Genomic DNA, 18,012 nt, shown 5'->3' with positions numbered 1-18,012 from the left:
TCATTCTCTAATGTTTAAATTTACCCAACACAGAATGAATGTTTTCTAGTGATGCTATTTCTTCGATGTACGCATCTGGGCGAATGAGTACCACTCGATTCTCATATGGAGAGTCATCTTCACAAGGCATACCTTGCGAGCCATTTTTGTGTAAGTGAAGCAGTTGTACAAAATCAGGCAACGCTTTTGGAGGCTCACATTCACCGACGATCAGTAGCGTATACTTGGTGTAGTCCAAAAGGCTGTACAGTCGTGTATCAGCACCAGCATGATGAATACCGAAATCAAATACGCGCGAACCCACAAGCCCTTCTTCGCTATATCGAATTCCCATCCCTGTAATATTGCCAGCTCGCTTCTCGACAATCTTTACGTAGTCTTGTGCGTGTGTACCTGTTTCAGAATACTTAGTAGAGCGCACCAGCTCCCCTGAACTGTCAATCACACTTCTTGCCACAGGTTGTCGCTCGTCTTCATACGCTTTCAATAGGCTTTCGTCAGCATCATGGTTGACCACCATATTAAGCTTCCACATTAAGTTAAATGCATCCGCAAGACCGGTATTAAGCCCCTGCCCCCCGTTTACAGAATGAATATGGCTTGCATCGCCAGCAAGGAAAACTCTGTCTTGTACAAAGAAATTTTCAGCTACCGATTCTTTAACAGAGAACTGCGAGAACCACTCCACTTCTTTAAAGCTCAACGTATGTGGGTGCATTGCCCGATTGATTTTTTCGATGGCTTCTTCCATGGTGAAATCTTGGGTATCCATACGGATATAGAATCGGTCAATTTCCCCCTCTCTTGGGATCCAAGCAACGTCGGATGTTTCGGCTTGAAAGACAATAATTTCAGGTACCTTCGGGAAATCGGTATCCAAAATCCCATCGATCACAGCCCACACAATTTGTGGTCTGATGATTTCGAAAGGCACATCAAAAAAACGACGTACGTAAGATTGTGAGCCATCAGCGCCAATGATGTATCGAGATTGAACAGTGTCACCGTTTGTGAGCGTGGTTAGACATCCTTGCTCGTTCAACTCGACGTTCTCTACCGACGTTGAACGCAATACGTCGTTGCCAGAAGCCTTGAGTTTGCCATCCAATAACTGCTCAACAAAGGATTGGCCAAGCATCAGAAAGTGTTTGTGGAAACACCCTTCTAGTTCCTCCCACCATGAAGACTGACGGGAAACAAATTCGCCATTTGCCCAAACCGAACTGGTATTGCATGGTTTCCCGAGTGGGTACAAGTCGTCAAACAAATCCACGGTTTCGAGTAACTGCAGAGTTCGCGCATTCAGCGCATCAGCTCGCCCAACTTCTAAAGGACCTTGTGATTTATCAAGCACTATGGTGCTCAACCCACAACGTTGCCCAAGGTAGCTACACATAAGCCCCACGGGACCCGCTCCAATAACTAAGATATCGGTGGTTTGATCTGCTGCTGTATGTTTCGTCATTTATAAGACTCCAAGCTCGGATTGTCATACGGAGGGTTACTCAAAACTTGCACACGTCGAATGTGGCGAGGCGATTGAGAAATAAAGCCTTCACGGCCATGCAAAAGATTAAAGTTATCGGTAATGACAATGTCGCCAGTTTGCCATTCGTGCGCGTAAAAATTATCTGGGTTGTATAGCGCTTGTCGTAGTGTTTGGTGGAAGTATTCCACTTCCTCTGGGGCGATACCGGTAAATTGAGTGTTTGGCGGGTTTAGTAAGTCGCCTCGTTCTTCGAAATGAGGCTCGTTATAGCGAATGACATCATGGTTATGTAGGGGATGTTTGGTAATAATTGGGGAAACGGTTTTGCTATTGTAAAACTCCATTTTCCTTTCATAGTTACCGACAACTTTCTTCCAAAATTCAACATGTTCATCTGGAGCATTTTCCAATGCCATGATGGTGTTAGTGAACGTTGTCCTTCCCCCCTGCCCGGGCTTCGGTGCTTGTACGCATTGAAAGATTTGATATTCAGGTACTTGCGGTCGGTACATACCATCCCAATGCATGGGCATATAGCTGCTATCAAATATGTGGTCGCCGGGATCGTCTTTTTGAATCAGATCGAGTACTTTTCCGAATGGCCAAATGCTGATTTCACCCCAGTTTTCACAATAGTCAGCAAAATCGTCAGACGCTTCAAAATTATCAAAGCCTCGAAGCAAAACCAATTGCTTCTGACGGAACAAGTCTCGCAGCTTTTCAATATCTAACTCTTTTACGCTGGTCTGATTATTTATAGGTTCAACAAGTACGCCAAATGGCTCAAGGTGGCTTATCTTATAATTCATAACATATTACCTTTTTCGGTAGGTTCTGATTCTCGGTATATTTAAGCGGCGAAAAATACCATCAGATAATTAAATTAAATAAATTAGTGATATATGAACATTTACAAAACTCTAAAATTAAGAGCATTGACATTGCTGAATTCATTTTAATACTCCCGAGATTCAGGAAGTAAGATCTCAATATTTAAATTAAATATGAAGTTTGTTGTTATATTTTTGTATTTGTATAAACCAAATGTATTTATTTGAATCTAAATACCAAACTCATTATTTGCGCAAATTCAGATTTTGACTAGATAACAAAATAAGAACCCAAAGTTACTAATAAGGGAACAATCATGTTGAATGAATTAAAACGAATCGCAATATTCAACAAAGTCGTAGAATGCGGCTCTTTTACAATGGCTGGTGAATCGCTAGGGTTGGCAAAATCAAAAGTAAGCGAACAAATTACGTCGTTGGAATCGACACTCAATGTGCGATTACTTCATCGCACAACGAGGAAAATCAACCTCACTACCGAAGGAACAACCTTTTATCAATACAGTAGCGGCTTACTCAAAGTCGCAGAGGAAGCATTTAGCTCGGTAAACCACCTTGCATCAGAGGTGTGTGGCACAATTCGCATAGGCACAACCATTGATGTGGGGGCTTTTTTGCTGAGCCCACTGATTGCGCAGTTTTCAGAACGTTACCCAAACGTTACCTTCGACATTCAACTGGACGACGGTGTGCAAGACCCTGTGGAATCAAAGCTGGATTTGGTCATTAGAATTGGAGAACTCTCTGCGTCCTCTCTCGTTGGAAGAGTACTCGCCCCCTTTGAACTAGGGCTATATGCCAGTAACGCTTATCTTGAAGCCTCGCCCAGTATTAACTGCATTCGAGATATAGAGAAGCATCATTGGGTTTCGTTAACGCGATCCAACTTACCAAACGATGTCCTGACTCTCACTAACCTAGACGGTGAGCACCAGCAAATCAAAACCTACCCAAAGCATATTTGTAATGCCCCACTGGGCTCGATGTCGTTGATTCAACAAGGGATGGGGATAGGGCTTATCGCAAACTTTTTGGCTGAGCAGGTTGATGACTCAAACCTGACGAGACTGTTTCCTAGCTACTTCCAAAAAGGTCCAACCATGAACATCCTTTATCCCAGCCGTAAGAATTTGGCCCCGCGAATAAGACTGTTCATTGATTACCTTATAGAAACTGTTCAGACATAGATGACAAAAAGCCAGCGAACGCTGGCTTTTAAATCTCATGCTTATTGTGTTTTAGGTTCTATCGACGACGACGCCACATACCCAAACCGAATAAAGCAAGTAAGCTTGCAAACCCAGCCGATGCACCACTCATATTCAGATCAAGAACCGCAGGGTCATGATCCGAAGAACGGAAGTGATCTTGGTACTTAGGAAAATCACCTTTGAACTCATCGTTGTAGTCAAACAATTTCGATTCACCACCATTGATGTGCCAATCTGTTGCGTCGACCACTTTCTTCTTCAAGCTCTTACTGATCAGTAGATGATCCAGCGCGCCCACTTCGTCATTAAACGAGTAGCTCCAGCTGTTTGGATGCTTCATTTCAACTGCGTTGATGTAGCCATAGTTATGGTTGATCACCGCACCGTTGTCACCAAACTGCTCACTGTCACCAATGAAGGTGTTGCGCGCGCCTTTGATCTCTTTACCGTATTTCTCTTGAGAGTAATCGGTTAACACCAGCAATGGATCTTCTTTGCCGTAGGCATTGAGATCGCCAAGAATCACTTTGTGACCTTTGATCTCATCTAACGCATCACCAAGTGCAACTGCTGCCGCAACTCGGAACGCTTCACAAGAGCCCTGTTTGTCTGGATCTGCACCACCCTGACCACCTTGGTCTACAGGAGCTGCATCTTCCCAACATTTCGACCCTTTCGATTTAAAGTGGTTAACCGCAACGGTAATCTTGTGCTTGGTGCCCTTCACTTTGAATGTTGGCGCTAAGCTATCACGTTGGTAATTCTTACCGTCTTCAATTACTTTTCCATCGTCATCCAATACTTCTGGTGCCACCTGGCGAGGCATTGGGATAACACGCGTTTTCTTCAGTTTCACTTTCGAACTGCGGTAAATCACACCGGTTGTAATGGCATCTGTACCGACTGAGTCCATTTCGTCAGTCATACCATCAGCATTCGAATCAACAGATACAAACTTGTAACGCTTGCGTTTTTTGTCGATGTTTTCATTCAGCTTTTCAACAAGCTGACGAATCGCTGCACCTTGACCAAAACCGTTATTTTCGATTTCCATCAATCCGATAATATCGGCATCCAATCGCAAGATAGCATCCACAATTTTCGCTTCTTGAATATCAAATTCACCTTGGTTGCTCGCACCACGGTTATTACCATGCTGATTCGAGTCGCCGCCAAATGGTGAATTGAAATAGTTCAAAACGTTGAACGTTGCGATACGCAAATCACCACCGCGTTCAAGAGTGGGTTTCTCTGTGCGCGGGTCGTTGTGAACAAAGTTGTCGTTGCTTAACGAATTGGTTGCGATTAAGCGGTAATCACCAAAACTGTAGGCAATCACACCTTCAAGACCGATAACAGTATCGTCAATACGGATGTAATCTTCGGTTGAGCCATCTTGGTCCGCGTCAGTGCGACCAAAGTCTGGGTAGTATGGGATCACGCCATTAGGGGCTTTGGCATCGGATTCAACGTACAAGCGGCGTTGCGCATTCTCTTCCGATTGTGCTTTAGCGCCATCAGAACCCGCAGCGTTATTTTGGTTTGGCTGCGTATTTGGGCGACCCTGTGCCAGAACCATGTTGTTTCGACGAGCAGCATAGTCAAACCCAAATGTACGCGTCACACGCATATCGAGATCTTGTGAGGTTTTCACCAACATGCCTTCATAGCGCTCAAGAGTTTCATCAAAATTGGCGTCGCTATCAGCAATCTGGATCTCAGTAGCACTCGGCACGGAAGATTCGTCTTGTTTAACGTACTTCCCACCTTCAACTTTTAGCTGAGTGTGATTGTAAAATTCTTGAACCTTACCTCGGGCACAGACAACATCACCAGGTTGAAGCGCAATACTGCTCTCGCCCGTATGAACGAACAAACCTTCTGATGTGTTCGGATTATTGTCGTCTGATTCTGCCTGTAGATAGAAGCCTTTCGTTAGTCCCGTCGTTACTGCACTCACAACACCTCGAACGAAGTATTCGTCCTCTGTAATGTATGGGTAACCACTAATGAAAGGAGAAGTTTCACCTTCACCTTGAATGTCTTGAATAGACGTAAAGTTTGGCGCTTGTCCATCAACCGTACAGTTGAACGCGACGGGTGGTGTACCACCGTCTAATTCACCCAGTCCATCAATGTTGTCTTTTCCAAGTACTGTCCATTGGCTGGCTTGATAAGTTGATGATGGTGTCATGCTATCGGAGTTGCGGACCAGCGTTTGGTCTTTTGCAAAGTCCACATCCCCCATCACACCAATAATGTCATGAATTGAGTCATCTGAATTAAGTAAAGCAATCGGATCATCGCCATTGAAATTCGCGACCGAGCTGTTTTCATCAGTTACGGCTTGAATAGCGGCGCTTGCACTAGCGTGAGAAATCACAAGTACATCTTTTGCAGCAATCACTTTTCCACTTAGGGAAAGCCTGCTTCCCCATGTACCACCGCCATTTGTCGATTTCGCAAGCTGAAAGCCATCAAGGCTTACCGCGGCATCACTGGTGTTCGCAATTTCGATAGCCTTATTAAAGCTACCACCTTCAACATACTGGGAGAGCACAATATCCGCAGCCGCAGGCGCAGCAAAAGCCCCGCTGACAGCAAGCGCGAGTATTGTCCGTGTTAATTTGGTTTCCATTGTCCACCTCTTGTCACTAAGGATGTGTCGACCGCTTTCATCCGTAGCAGTTCTATATCACAAATTTGGAATGTCACCGGATCAGGTAACGTGCGAAGTGTTTACTTTTTATGTAACCGACAAAAGCATTCACACACTCAATCGAGAGGTCAATCGCACTGTCAGAGTTAATATTTGAATCAACGCCCAACTTTCAACAGAAACAGTAACTAGAGAATATGACAAGAAATGGAATAATTGATGAAGGTTATATTGAGCGTTAAAAGTAGAGGCATGGAAGGGTGACAGATACAAAAAAACCCTTGGTGGACACCAAGGGTTTTGAGTCATTCTTACAAACTTATTGGGTGTAACTTACTTAACCCAATGACACTAGAAAAAGCGATGCATGCTAGATAAATCTAGGCGCGCGAAACAAAGCCTACTGCGTCATATACTTTCTTCAGTGTGATGGCAGCGCGAGCCGATGCTTTTTCAGCCCCTTGCTTCATGACGCTGTCCATGTAAGCGCGGTCTTCTCGAATACGTTTGTATTCAGACTGAATTGGCTCAAGCATTGCGACTAAGGCTTCACCCACGTCTTTCTTGAATGGTCCGTACATTTCAACGCCTTGGTACTTAGCTTCAATGTCTGCAAAGCTCATGCCCGTTGCCGCAGAATACAGCCCCATCAAGTTAGAAATGCCAGCTTTCGTATCCCAATCGTGAGCAATACGCGGTGGTGTTTCTGCATCCGTTTGCGCCTTGTTGATCTTCTTCAAGATGGATTTAGGCTCTTCCAGAAGAGTAATAACGTTCTTACGGTTATCATCCGACTTAGACATTTTCTTCGTCGCATCTTGAAGGCTCATTACCCGTGCATTCACGGTAGGAATGTACGGTTCAGGCACTTGGAATATTGGCTGTTCCGGGCTGTATATATTATTAAAGCGCGTTGCAATATCACGGGCTAATTCAAGATGCTGCTTTTGATCGTTACCCACAGGTACTTGGTGAGCGCCATACAAAAGGATATCTGCCGCCATCAATACAGGGTACCCAAACAAACCAGCATTCACGTCGTTAGCGTAACGCTGAGATTTGTCTTTGAACTGAGTCATACGGCTCAGCTCGCCCATTTGCGTATAACAATTAAGAAGCCAACCTAATTGAGCATGCTCAGGTACATGTGACTGAACGAATAGCGTGCTCTTCTTCGGATCAACACCAACAGCCAGACAGATTGCTAATGCGTCAAGTGTCGCTTCATGGAGTGCTTTCGGGTCCTGACGAACCGTAATCGCATGAAGGTCTACTACGCAGTACTGACAATCGTAATCGTCTTGCATTTGTTGCCATTGACGTAGAGCACCCAAATAGTTACCGATACTTAGTTCACCTGACGGTTGAACACCACTCAATACGATGGGTTTGCTCATGGGGATGGTTTCCTTGCTCATTTCAAATAGGTCTAAATTAAGAAACGCACGCCCTTATGCGAAAAGGCGTGCGTCTAAGCAGTGTACTCATTAGCAAGTATTTTACTAGTGCAAACTGGGTATTTCGTTACGAATACTCGGCGACTGGCACAATATTCAAAATTTCAGCAATATTGTCTGCAACGAAATCTGGGTTCGCATCTGAGATAGGTTCGCCATGGTTGTAACCGTAAGTCAGCGCAAACGAATGGCAACCAGCATTTTGAGCGGCTAGGATGTCGTTCTTTGAGTCACCAACCATCAACATTTCGTCGGCTTTAACACCGTGTTTTTGCAGTAACCAATTGAGCGCAACCGGATCAGGTTTTTTCTCAGGGAAGGCATCGCCACCTAGCACATCGGAAAACAACTCAGACAATTGATGCTGCTCTAGCACTTCTGGGACAAACTTAGATGGCTTGTTTGTTACAAGTGCCAACGTATATCCCGCGGCTTTCAACTTCACTAAGGTATCACGCACATTTGTGTACAAGTGGCTGAGCTTATGCCCCCCCTTCTCGTAGTAATCATCGAATTTAATGCGTGCTTCCTGAATGATGTCCGGCGACAAATTTGAATCAATTTGAATACTTTGGGAAAGTGCTCGTGAAATCAAAACATCCGCCCCGTTGCCGACCCAATCCCTCACTTGTTCTTCACTCACTGAGGCAAAGCCTAGCTCTTGTACTGCTTGATCAGCAGCAACGGCTAAATCTGGGACACTATCTAGCAAGGTTCCATCTAAATCAAAAGCAATGAGCTTGATTCCATTTAAAGACATATTTTCTCTATTCCTAAAAAGTGATGCAGCGCCTGAGCACTGCATTCAATCTACGTTATCTGACCGCTTAACGGTTCACTTTGGAAAGCTCGCCGCGCATTTCATCAATCACAGCTTTGTAATCTGGCTTATCAAAAATGGCGCTTCCGGCAACAAACATATCCGCACCGGCTTCTGCGATTTCTCGAATATTTTCCACTTTCACGCCACCATCAACTTCAAGGCGAATATCGCGACCAGAAGCATCAATGCGTTTACGTACTTCGCGAAGCTTATCCAGTGTATTAGGAATGAAAGATTGACCACCAAAACCTGGGTTCACAGACATCAACAAAATCATGTCAATTTTATCCATGACGTAATCTAGGTGATGCAGCGGTGTGGCAGGGTTAAACACCACACCCGCTTTACAGCCGTGCTCTTTGATCAACTGTAGAGAGCGATCAACGTGATTGGTTGCTTCGACATGGAAAGTAATCATCGATGCGCCCGCTTTCGCGAAATCTGGAATGAGTCGGTCGACAGGTTCACACATCAAATGTACGTCGATTGGCGCGGTAATGCCGTAGTCGCGAAGCGCTTTACAAATTGGCGCACCAAACGTGAGGTTAGGCACATAATGGTTATCCATTACGTCGAAATGCACCACATCCGCACCAGCGGCAAGCACGTTTTCTACGTCTTCGCCTAAGCGCGCAAAATCAGCAGAAAGGATAGATGGGGCGATGAGAAAGTCTGTCATACCTGACCTCAATATTGGAAATTCGAGTAACTATTGCTCGTAATTCTACCCAACAGTGAGAAGAGATCCCAGAATTTATTCTTTTTCAGGAGTGACTGGTTCAAACAATGCAAGTAATTCATCGACCTTATTTCTACCCGCACCATTACGACTGATCGTGCGCTTCACTTTCACCACATTCAATTTTGCCCCTTTGTACAGACGGCGAGTCAATGCGGTATCGTGGTTGGAAATAAGAACGGGAATACCTCGTTGTTTTGCTGTTTTTTCTGCAATCTCACCCAGCTCTCCTTGGTCGTCCAAAGAAAAACCATTTCCTGCGTAAGAGGTGAAATTGGCAGTGGTAGACAGAGGGGCGTAAGGGGGATCGCAATACACCACGCTGCCCTTGCGAGCTCGACTAAAGGTCTCAGCATACCCTTCACAGACAAACGTGGCTTTCTTCGCCTTTTCAGAGAAGAAAATTAACTCATCTTCTGGAAAGTAAGGCTTTTTGTAAGACCCAAAAGGAACGTTAAATCCACCTTTTTTGTTGTAGCGACACAGTCCATTGAACCCGAAACGGTTCATGTATAGGAAAGCAACCGAGCGAAAGAGAACATCGTCTGTTTGGTTAAATTGCGCGCGAGTATCAAGGTAGACTTCTTTTCGGTTGTGCTCAGGCGTAAACATACGCTTGGCTTCTTCGATGTACTTTTCAGGCTCTTCTTTGAGAAGATTATACAAGTTGATGAGATCAGGATTGATGTCTGCCAACAGGTAGTGATCGTAATCGGAATTGAGAAACACGGAGCCCGCACCTACGAAAGGCTCTATCAGTTTTCGAGCAGGAGGAAGATGACGCTGGATGTCTTCCACCAAGCCATACTTACCACCAGCCCACTTTAGAAAGGCACGTTGTTTCTTCATCGACCGTTCAATTCCAACTACTCAAAATAAGGCTGCGGAATGTAACATATTTTGCAGCAAACCTCAGCGTTATTTCCCACGTTCAATCTCTCTCTGAACTTGAACCATGGATTTTGCCCAAGGTCCTAAAGCTTGAACGTCAGCAGACAATTCAGAAACGGCATCACGTGCTTGTTGAATGGTTGGAAAATCTTTGTAGGTAACGATAAACCACTCAGTGCCATTTCGAACTGTTGGATAAATGCGAACACTTTCTTGAATTTGGTGTAAGTCGATAAAATCTTGCACTTCCTCTTTGGAGGTGAGCGCAGCAAGTTGAAGTGTGTAGTTCCTAGAGGACACCGCAGACAATTCATCTCTCGCATAAGAAAAAGTAAGCGCTTTAGGGGCTGATTCTTCATTCACAGTCTCAGTTTCGACTGGCGGTTGTTGGCTGAGTTCTTCATTGGCAATTGCATCAGTCTTAGCATCTTCAATTGCATCATCGATAATAGTAACGGTTTGCGGTGGTCTTTCATCTTGCAACAACGCATCCACAACATCAGACGGAACCACAACACGTTTTCCGGCATCACTTTGTCCGACTTCTGCTGTTTGGTCGGTCACTTGCGGTGGTAAAGCTGCAAAATCATCGTTGCTATCACTATCAGTACTTGAACCGTTATCGGCGGTAACATCATCTAAGTTAATCCCAGAAACAAGTTCGTCACCGGAACCACTTGAAACGCTGTCGCCTTCTAATGCCAAGTTTTGTGACGCCTCATCTCCGTTTTCAGCATTAATGCCATCAAGTAAATTCGGCTGATTTAAGTACCACCAGTATCCACCGCCTATCAGCAAAAGCAGCAGCAATACGACGATAGCAATTCGAATAGGTGATTCAATCACTGAGCGGATGATGACTCTTCTTTCCACTTTTTTATTTCCTAATTCCATTAGCTGCCCCGGTAGTCGCTGTGTTTTTGCGATAGATTTACGAACCTTCTTCTTTGCGTCTTCGCCAACGGTATAACGAATAACTAACGCTTCAGTGAACGCGATTGCTTCTTCTGAACTGAGTGGTTCTATTTCGAAATCGATAGGTTTGGTTTCTTGACCATAGCTAATGCGAGTCAAAATGTGCTCTAGGCTGTCCCCTTTCGAAAAAAGCACCACATTAACTGACCATTTAGGATGATTTTGAGCTTCGATGACCAGCATCCACAATTCGGCGAGCAAGTCTTCACTTAATAGTTCAGCATCGTCCACGACAAACACGACATCGCATGCTTCATCACCAACCAAGCGAGAAAAGCTGTCGATGATTGTATCGTGTTCATTAAATAGGGGATCAGACACTATCTGATTGAGCATCATTGCACGTTGCTGCTCATCAGATTGTGTGGGAAAACAGAGAAGGAGGGATTGGTTCTTTTCAGATGCCCAAGCCTCAAGGTAGCGCTGAGCAAGCCAGGTTTTTCCTGAACCAGAATTACCAGTGATATTGATTAAGTTGGAGCCAAAACGAGTCAGGAGCTGCACTCTGTCAAGCAGCTCCGTCTGTGTTTCTATTTCCAGTACTCGCATTTCATGAGCAAGACTCATTGACGCCACCTTTGGTAATCGGCAGGCGTATTACTCACTTACTCGACATGCGTCGATCGCCTGCTCAATAACATGATTTGGAACATCCGATACAACCTTAGACGTTCCGATACCCGTAGGCAGCACCAAACGGAGCTTGCCCGAAAGTACTTTTTTATCACGCATCATGTGTTTGATAAAGTCTTCGAAACTCATACTGTTAGGCGTATGCACTGGCAAACGGGATTTCTTAAGTATAGATAGGATTCGTTCAAACTGTTGCTGGTCAATCATTCCCTGCAATAACGCTGTTTTTGCAGCCATTACAGTGCCTGATGATACCGCCTCTCCGTGAAGCCAGTTTCCATACCCCATTTCCGCTTCAATAGCGTGTCCGAATGTATGTCCAAGGTTCAGCAGTGCGCGAATACCGGACTCTTTCTCGTCCTGAGCAACAACATCAGCTTTTATTTGACAACAACGGGCAATGGCGTACGTCAGCGCGCCTTCATCCAGCGCGTACAATCGCTCCAAGTTATCTTCAAGCCACGCGAAAAACTCGCCATCGTATATGATGCCGTATTTAATAACTTCAGCTATGCCTGCTGCAAACTCGCGCTCAGGCAAAGATTTCAAGCAATCAGTATCAATCACTACAGATTGGGGCTGATAGAACGCACCAATCATATTTTTACCAAGCGAGTGGTTGACTCCTGTCTTTCCACCGACAGAAGAATCCACCTGAGACAGCAATGTAGTCGGAATTTGGATGAAGTCGACACCGCGCTGATAGCTCGCTGCCGCGAATCCGACCAAATCACCAATTACACCACCACCTAGAGCAACGACCGTCACATCACGTCCGTAATTGCCCTCAAGCAAAAACGTCATGATGGTATTGAACGTGTCTAGATTTTTGTATTGCTCTCCATCAGGCAGCTCAAGTAACTTGGCTTCATGGCCAAGAGACTCAAGCTTACTAACGATAGTATCAGCATAAAGAGGAGCCACTGTTACGTTACTGATAACAACAACTTTCTTTGAAGATATGTTAGAAAAGTACGCCGAGTCTTTGAATAACTCGGCACCAATTGATATTGGGTAGCTACGCTCACCAAGATCGACCGTAATCCGTTCCATGGTTTGCTCTCCGAAATTGAACTTAACGTTCTTCTAGCATTTTTACGATTTGGTTGGCTACTACTTTTGCACTTTGATCGTCGGTACGTACTACGTAGTCGGCTACTTCTTCATATAAGCCGTTACGCTCTCCAGCCAGAGACTCAAGCACATTTCGAGGATTATCAGTTTGCAGCAGAGGACGCTTTTTATCGCGATTCGTGCGTGCTAGCTGTTTTTCGATTGTGGTTTCTAGATACACAACCACACCGCGAGCCGATAGACGGTTGCGGTTTTCTTTACTTTTGACTGAGCCGCCACCTGTCGCCAGAACAATACCTTGTTGCTCCGTTAGATCATTGATGACCGCTTCTTCGCGTTGGCGGAAGCCATCTTCACCTTCCACATCAAACACCCAAGCTATATCAGCGCCTGTGCGCTCTTCGATAACCGTGTCAGAATCAACAAACTCCATATGAAGTTGCTGAGCTAGGTGTCTACCAATTGTACTTTTGCCGGCGCCCATTGGGCCAACAAGAAAAATGTTACGTTTTTCAGCCATGTTAAGCAGTAATTTACAACGTTAATTCAATGACATCGCCTTGAAGTAAGCCAGATTGGCACTATATGAAAGCCTTCAAGGCACCTTTTCCTCACAGATAAATTCGTGATCAGACCCAAAATTATCTCAATTATGATGCCTTGAATGCAACCTTATTTTTTGTCGATGATTGAGAATCTGACCAAACACTACTGTAGAACCACTTTCGGCGTAATGAAAATCAGCAATTCGCTTTTCCCTAAATTTTCGTAACTTCGACGGAAAAGTGCGCCTAATAGGGGTAAATCACCCAAAAGTGGCACCTTATCGACGGTATTTGTCACACTTTGCTGATAGATTCCTCCCAGAACAACTGTTTCACCGTTATCTACTAAAACTTGAGTACCAATTCTCTGAGTTTCAATAGCAAGGGCTTCGCCGTTCCCTGTTTTTACGACTTTACCGGGTCTATCCTGCGTTACACTCAGATCCAGCACTAATTTGTTGTCTGGCGTAATCTGAGGCGTTACTTTCAAGCTCAATACCGCTTTTCGGAATGACACTGTCGTCGCACCACTAGAAGAAGCTTCAAGATAGGGAATTTCGGTACCCTGCTCAATATAAGCCGGTTTTTTATTGGTCGTAATCAGTCTTGGGCTGGAAATGATTTCCGCTTTGTTTTCTGTTTGGAGCGCAGAGAGTTCCAGATCCAACAAGGTATCCGTCCCAAGCTTTGCAACCTGAAACGCAATACTCGCCGCATTTTTATTTGTTGCGCCTAAATTAACGGCAAGGAAGTCATCAATGGTTGAACTGCCGCCTCCGCCTTCACCTTCTCCACCAGAGCCACCGCCTGCTTGGTAAAGCCCAACGGTTGCCAGATTGTTTTCTATGCTCCCGCCAACAGTATTGGTTCCACTGGTAGAACTAAAGCCCCAACGAACCCCTAGCTCCTCAATTTCCCCTTCTGTTATGGTGACAATACGCGCTTCAATCTGAACTTGCTTAACAGGGATATCTAACGACTCGACAATGTCTTCAACAACAGCGATGTTTTCAGGTAAATCGCGTACTAACAAAGCATTTGTACGTTCATCTATCGAAATACTTCCGCGCTCTGAAAGCATCGATACTTCACCATGACCGCCAATCATATCGGCAATATCAGACGCCTTGGCGAACTTTACTTCAATAATTTTTGACTCCAACGAGCCAAGCTCTTGTGCCAAACGCTCCTGTTCAAGATCTTGTTGCTCTCGGCTATCAAACTCTTCTTTTGGGGCGACCAAAATCACGTTACCTTCAACGCGTTTGTCCAACCCTTTCACTTTCAAAATGATGTCGAGTACTTGCTGCCAAGGGACATCATCAACTTTTAATGTGAGGTTGCCGGATACGGAATCTGAGACAACAAGGTTGAACCCATTGTAGTCCGCTATGAGCTGCAATACGCTTCGAACTGGGATGTCTTGAAAGTTGATCGAAATAAGCTTGCCGTCTTTTTCAAGAATACTGGCTTGTTCAGGCTCATCTTTTGGTTTGGCAGAAACCGTGACCTCGAGAAAGCGATCACGTAATCGATAATCATAATTGTAGGCGGCATTTGTCGTGGCAAATAGGCGAGTATTCGAACCTTCTCTAAACACTTCGACACTTTCTACATGAGTAGAAAAGTCGGCTACATCTACAACAAATAGCTTTTCATCTTCTACGCTGGTTTCATGCAAGGAGATGTTCAAGCCATCGGGCATTGGCTGAATATCCACAGCCGCTGCGTTAGACGCCAATTCAATCACCAACAGTGCATGCTTGTCTTTATTGAGTCTAAAATCAATTCCTACAAATTCATTGGATTGAGCAGACGCTCCAGTCGCAACAAATAACCCTATAAAGATAAGCAAAGCACGACGATACATCTGCGTCATATTGACTTTTTCCCTTTTAATCTTAAATCCTAAAATTTATTTCAATGCGAGTTTCACGTTACGCTGCTGCCAACACCCAAGACCATCAGGTAATGTTTCCTGAATCGTCAGGTGCTTTGGAGTAATATTGATTACCTTGCCATTGTTTAAACCAAGGTAATGTCCCTGTTTTACCTTGACGACATGTCCATCAGGCACCTGAATAATGCCCGAGACTTTTTTGCCACTCCCCATCACCCCTTTTAACTTGAGTTGAGTGAGTGCAAACCTTTCTAATTTGCCATTTTTCCTTCGAGTTGCCGGTTGCCAACAGTCCTTAACCAAAGATGGCTGGGTTTCAACAACCGCAATTTTAGGTAAGGCAAAAGGGACGCGAGCCGTTACTGGCACATATTCACTGGCCTTAAATGACTGCTCTGCTTGTAGCTTAGATACTTGTGTAGAAGCGTTGGCTTGTGTCTTCAAAATGAAGTCCTGAAGCGGTTCGTGGTTAGCACGGCATCCACTTAAAGCTGCAATTGCGACCAGCCCCATTAGCGACTTATTCATCACTCACCTCTGGTTTAAACTGATATGTGTAGGCCCTTACCCTAAAGTGTAATGTGCTGCTTTCCTGGCTCACTCTCTGCCAATCAACATCATCAAAATTTATGATTCGAGGTAAATTAGCGATTGCCGCAGAAAATTCGCCAATATTTTGGTAAGTCCCTGTCAATTCAATGTTTAGAGGCAATCGATATAAGAATTCCTGATTTTGCTTTTCACCCCAGTCAATACGGGTAAACGTTAGCCCATGTTGAATGCCTAACTCATTGACCGACGCAAGCATACTTGCCAACTCTTTCTGTTCAGGTAACTGCTTTAACAAGTAGTCATAGCGGCTGTTGAGTTCATCTAATTGCTCTTCCAATTTAGGCAATGCGGCTACTTTATTGGTTTTGATGATCAGCGTGCTTTTCAGGGTTTGTTCTTTTTGGCGCAGCTGCTCCAGTTCTTCATTCATTGGCGCGAGATAAAACCAGCTGCCCAGCGCCTGTATCAAAAGAAAAAGAAGCCCAAACAACAAAAGTTGCGCTGGAAGTGGCCATTCTGGCAAGTCTTCAAAATCAAGGTCTTGCCAATCAATCATGATTTTTCATCCTTTTGAGGCGCAAATACAAATGACACTTTGAATGTCTTAAACACTTTGCCAAACAACTTCTTCCCCGACACAATTGAGTGCATTTCCACGTCAGCGAGTTTGGCAGAACGCTCCAATAGATCGAGCATGGTCGTGATGTTGGCTGTACTGTCACTGATGCCGTTAATTTCTACTTCAAAATCGTTCATCTCAATTTTGTCGACGAAGACGCCTGGTGGAATGGCATCAGGTAACAGAGACATAAAATCGGTTGTTTTATTGCGTTTTATTTGCAGCGCTTCGACCGAGCGCAACCGAGTTAGGATAGATTCATGCTGATCGCGAACTTGACTTAGCCCACGTAGTTGCTGGTCAAGATAAGAAATATGTCGAGTTAGTTCGGCATTGCGCTCTTCTTGCATACTTTTCTGCTGGGAGAAATACACACCTGCGCCCCACTGCACGCCAACGGCAACCAAAATCGCAGCAGCGAGATAAGAAAAGAACTGACGGCGGTATTTAGCACGCAGCTCGTCGCGCCAAGGCAATAAGTTGATGCTATGCATGGTGGTTTCCTTTTAGCCACTCGACACCACTAATCGCCAACCCCATTGCCACGCCGTATGCCGCAGAATCCGACAATTGCTTTACCGACTGCTTAGTGCCATTTTCTACTAACCCAAACGGGTTTAGTGGCGAGGTTTCGAGCCGAAGTTCTTTACTAAGCATGTCAGCAATACCCACCAAATTAGCCCCACCGCCGCTCAACCAAATACCATCAATGTTTTGTTGAGGGTTTACGGAATTGTATAGACTGATGTGTCTTTGTAGTTTTTCACCCAGATCTTTGACAAAACTCTGGGTGACGGAATCGCTACTCAGAGTCATGGCATCAGACATTGCTTGCGACTGCGCAACGTTTTGAGTACCAAATGGGATTTCTTTATAGAAAGGTGTTCTGCCTGCCGCTACAGTACACAAAGATGTTTGATTCAAACCGATATCCACCAGCATCCACTGCCTTCTATCAGGGTGAACTTGGCTAGCCAAACGCCATACTTTCAACAAGCTATTAGCATGGACGTCAATCGTCAGAGGCTTAAAGCCGGCTTTCGTTAATGCGGTAACACGAGAGTCGACCACCTCTTTACGTGTCGCATAAACTTGGAAAGTGGAAGTCGAACTGCGAGTCGTGACTTTTTGGTCCACTTCAATAAAGTCGAGGCTTAATTCTTCGAGTGGGATCGGTGATTGCTGACCAAACGCTTGATGGACAGCGAACTCCTGCTCTCTCCCATCCATATCTTGTTCAATTTGAAGTACTTTGCTGATCACTGCCTTATCGGGTACGGAAACTGCGACTTGATGACTAAAAAGAGGCAAGCCCTTTTTAAGTTCTTTGAGTTTCTTTACAATCTTCTGATAATCGAGGGTATGGTTTTCAGAGAAAATATCTTCGGGTACATTAAGCTCATTATAACCAACCAATTGCATTAGTTCGCCGATAGGCTTCATTGCGACAGCTTTAATACTGTGATGACCGAAATCGATGCCAATTACTAAAGATCTACCCATGGCGATTTGGCTCCTAAAAGAGTGCTACACTCGGCAAGTTGGAAAAACGAGTTGTTTAAGACATATCCAAAAAATAATCCTGACGTTTTAG

16 protein-coding genes are annotated in these 18,012 nt (G+C 44.7%); 1 reads left to right on the top strand and 15 read right to left on the bottom strand.

Annotation, left to right across the window (positions count from 1 at the left end):
• Positions 1-7 precede the first annotated feature (7 nt).
• Positions 8-1,465 (bottom strand): FAD-binding protein, encoded by a 1,458-nt coding sequence (locus Q8W40_RS13495; RefSeq protein WP_305397758.1) that lies wholly within the window; start codon positions 1,463-1,465, stop codon positions 8-10.
• Positions 1,462-2,298, bottom strand: coding sequence for a TauD/TfdA dioxygenase family protein (locus Q8W40_RS13490; protein ID WP_305397756.1), 837 nt, complete (start codon positions 2,296-2,298; stop codon positions 1,462-1,464). Before Q8W40_RS13490 ends, Q8W40_RS13495 begins: the two co-directional genes overlap by 4 nt.
• Before the next feature lie 338 nt (positions 2,299-2,636).
• Here Q8W40_RS13490 and Q8W40_RS13485 point away from each other — a divergent pair, with 338 nt between their 5' ends.
• On the top strand, positions 2,637-3,527 hold the full coding sequence (locus Q8W40_RS13485) for a LysR family transcriptional regulator (RefSeq protein ID WP_305397754.1): 891 nt from the start codon (positions 2,637-2,639) through the stop codon (positions 3,525-3,527).
• A 58-nt stretch (positions 3,528-3,585) separates the two neighbouring features.
• On the opposite strand, the gene Q8W40_RS13480 is transcribed toward Q8W40_RS13485, so the two are convergent.
• The 13 genes from Q8W40_RS13480 to pilM form a co-directional block, all read right to left on the bottom strand.
• Positions 3,586-6,189: an ExeM/NucH family extracellular endonuclease gene (locus tag Q8W40_RS13480; protein ID WP_305397753.1), complete on the bottom strand. Its 2,604-nt coding sequence runs from the start codon at positions 6,187-6,189 to the stop codon at positions 3,586-3,588.
• Between the two features lie 401 nt (positions 6,190-6,590).
• Positions 6,591-7,607 carry a tryptophan--tRNA ligase gene (trpS, locus tag Q8W40_RS13475; protein WP_101114100.1) on the bottom strand — a complete coding sequence of 339 codons (1,017 nt, stop codon included), beginning with the start codon at positions 7,605-7,607 and terminating at the stop codon, positions 6,591-6,593.
• Positions 7,608-7,734: 127 nt separating this feature from the next.
• On the bottom strand, positions 7,735-8,427 hold the full coding sequence (locus Q8W40_RS13470) for a phosphoglycolate phosphatase (protein ID WP_305397750.1): 693 nt from the start codon (positions 8,425-8,427) through the stop codon (positions 7,735-7,737).
• A 67-nt stretch (positions 8,428-8,494) separates the two neighbouring features.
• Positions 8,495-9,169, bottom strand: coding sequence for a ribulose-phosphate 3-epimerase (gene rpe / locus Q8W40_RS13465; protein WP_305397749.1), 675 nt, complete (start codon positions 9,167-9,169; stop codon positions 8,495-8,497).
• Positions 9,170-9,244: 75 nt separating this feature from the next.
• Positions 9,245-10,078 (bottom strand): Dam family site-specific DNA-(adenine-N6)-methyltransferase, encoded by an 834-nt coding sequence (locus Q8W40_RS13460; protein ID WP_126606769.1) that lies wholly within the window; start codon positions 10,076-10,078, stop codon positions 9,245-9,247.
• 69 nt (positions 10,079-10,147) lie between these two features.
• On the bottom strand, positions 10,148-11,662 hold the full coding sequence (locus Q8W40_RS13455) for an AAA family ATPase (RefSeq protein WP_305397747.1): 1,515 nt from the start codon (positions 11,660-11,662) through the stop codon (positions 10,148-10,150).
• Between the two features lie 30 nt (positions 11,663-11,692).
• Positions 11,693-12,781: a 3-dehydroquinate synthase gene (gene aroB / locus Q8W40_RS13450; RefSeq protein WP_305397745.1), complete on the bottom strand. Its 1,089-nt coding sequence runs from the start codon at positions 12,779-12,781 to the stop codon at positions 11,693-11,695.
• Between the two features lie 22 nt (positions 12,782-12,803).
• Positions 12,804-13,322 (bottom strand): shikimate kinase AroK, encoded by a 519-nt coding sequence (gene aroK, locus Q8W40_RS13445; RefSeq protein ID WP_101114086.1) that lies wholly within the window; start codon positions 13,320-13,322, stop codon positions 12,804-12,806.
• A 188-nt stretch (positions 13,323-13,510) separates the two neighbouring features.
• Positions 13,511-15,217: a type IV pilus secretin PilQ gene (locus Q8W40_RS13440; RefSeq protein ID WP_370693387.1), complete on the bottom strand. Its 1,707-nt coding sequence runs from the start codon at positions 15,215-15,217 to the stop codon at positions 13,511-13,513.
• Positions 15,218-15,262: 45 nt separating this feature from the next.
• Positions 15,263-15,775, bottom strand: coding sequence for a pilus assembly protein PilP (locus Q8W40_RS13435; RefSeq protein WP_305397743.1), 513 nt, complete (start codon positions 15,773-15,775; stop codon positions 15,263-15,265).
• Positions 15,768-16,355 (bottom strand): type 4a pilus biogenesis protein PilO, encoded by a 588-nt coding sequence (locus Q8W40_RS13430; protein WP_305397741.1) that lies wholly within the window; start codon positions 16,353-16,355, stop codon positions 15,768-15,770. The genes Q8W40_RS13435 and Q8W40_RS13430 overlap by 8 nt, the downstream gene beginning before the upstream one ends.
• Positions 16,352-16,912, bottom strand: a complete 561-nt coding sequence (locus tag Q8W40_RS13425) for a PilN domain-containing protein (RefSeq protein WP_305397740.1) — start codon at positions 16,910-16,912, stop codon at positions 16,352-16,354. Before Q8W40_RS13425 ends, Q8W40_RS13430 begins: the two co-directional genes overlap by 4 nt.
• Entirely contained in the window at positions 16,905-17,921 is a 1,017-nt protein-coding gene (gene pilM, locus Q8W40_RS13420; protein WP_126606772.1) for a type IV pilus assembly protein PilM, read from the bottom strand. The genes Q8W40_RS13425 and pilM overlap by 8 nt, the downstream gene beginning before the upstream one ends.
• Positions 17,922-18,012: the final 91 nt, after the last annotated feature.

This window comes from Vibrio penaeicida (genome assembly GCF_030689305.1).
Lineage (GTDB): Bacteria > Pseudomonadota > Gammaproteobacteria > Enterobacterales > Vibrionaceae > Vibrio > Vibrio penaeicida_B.
This window is presented reverse-complemented; position numbering and strand designations above follow the sequence as displayed.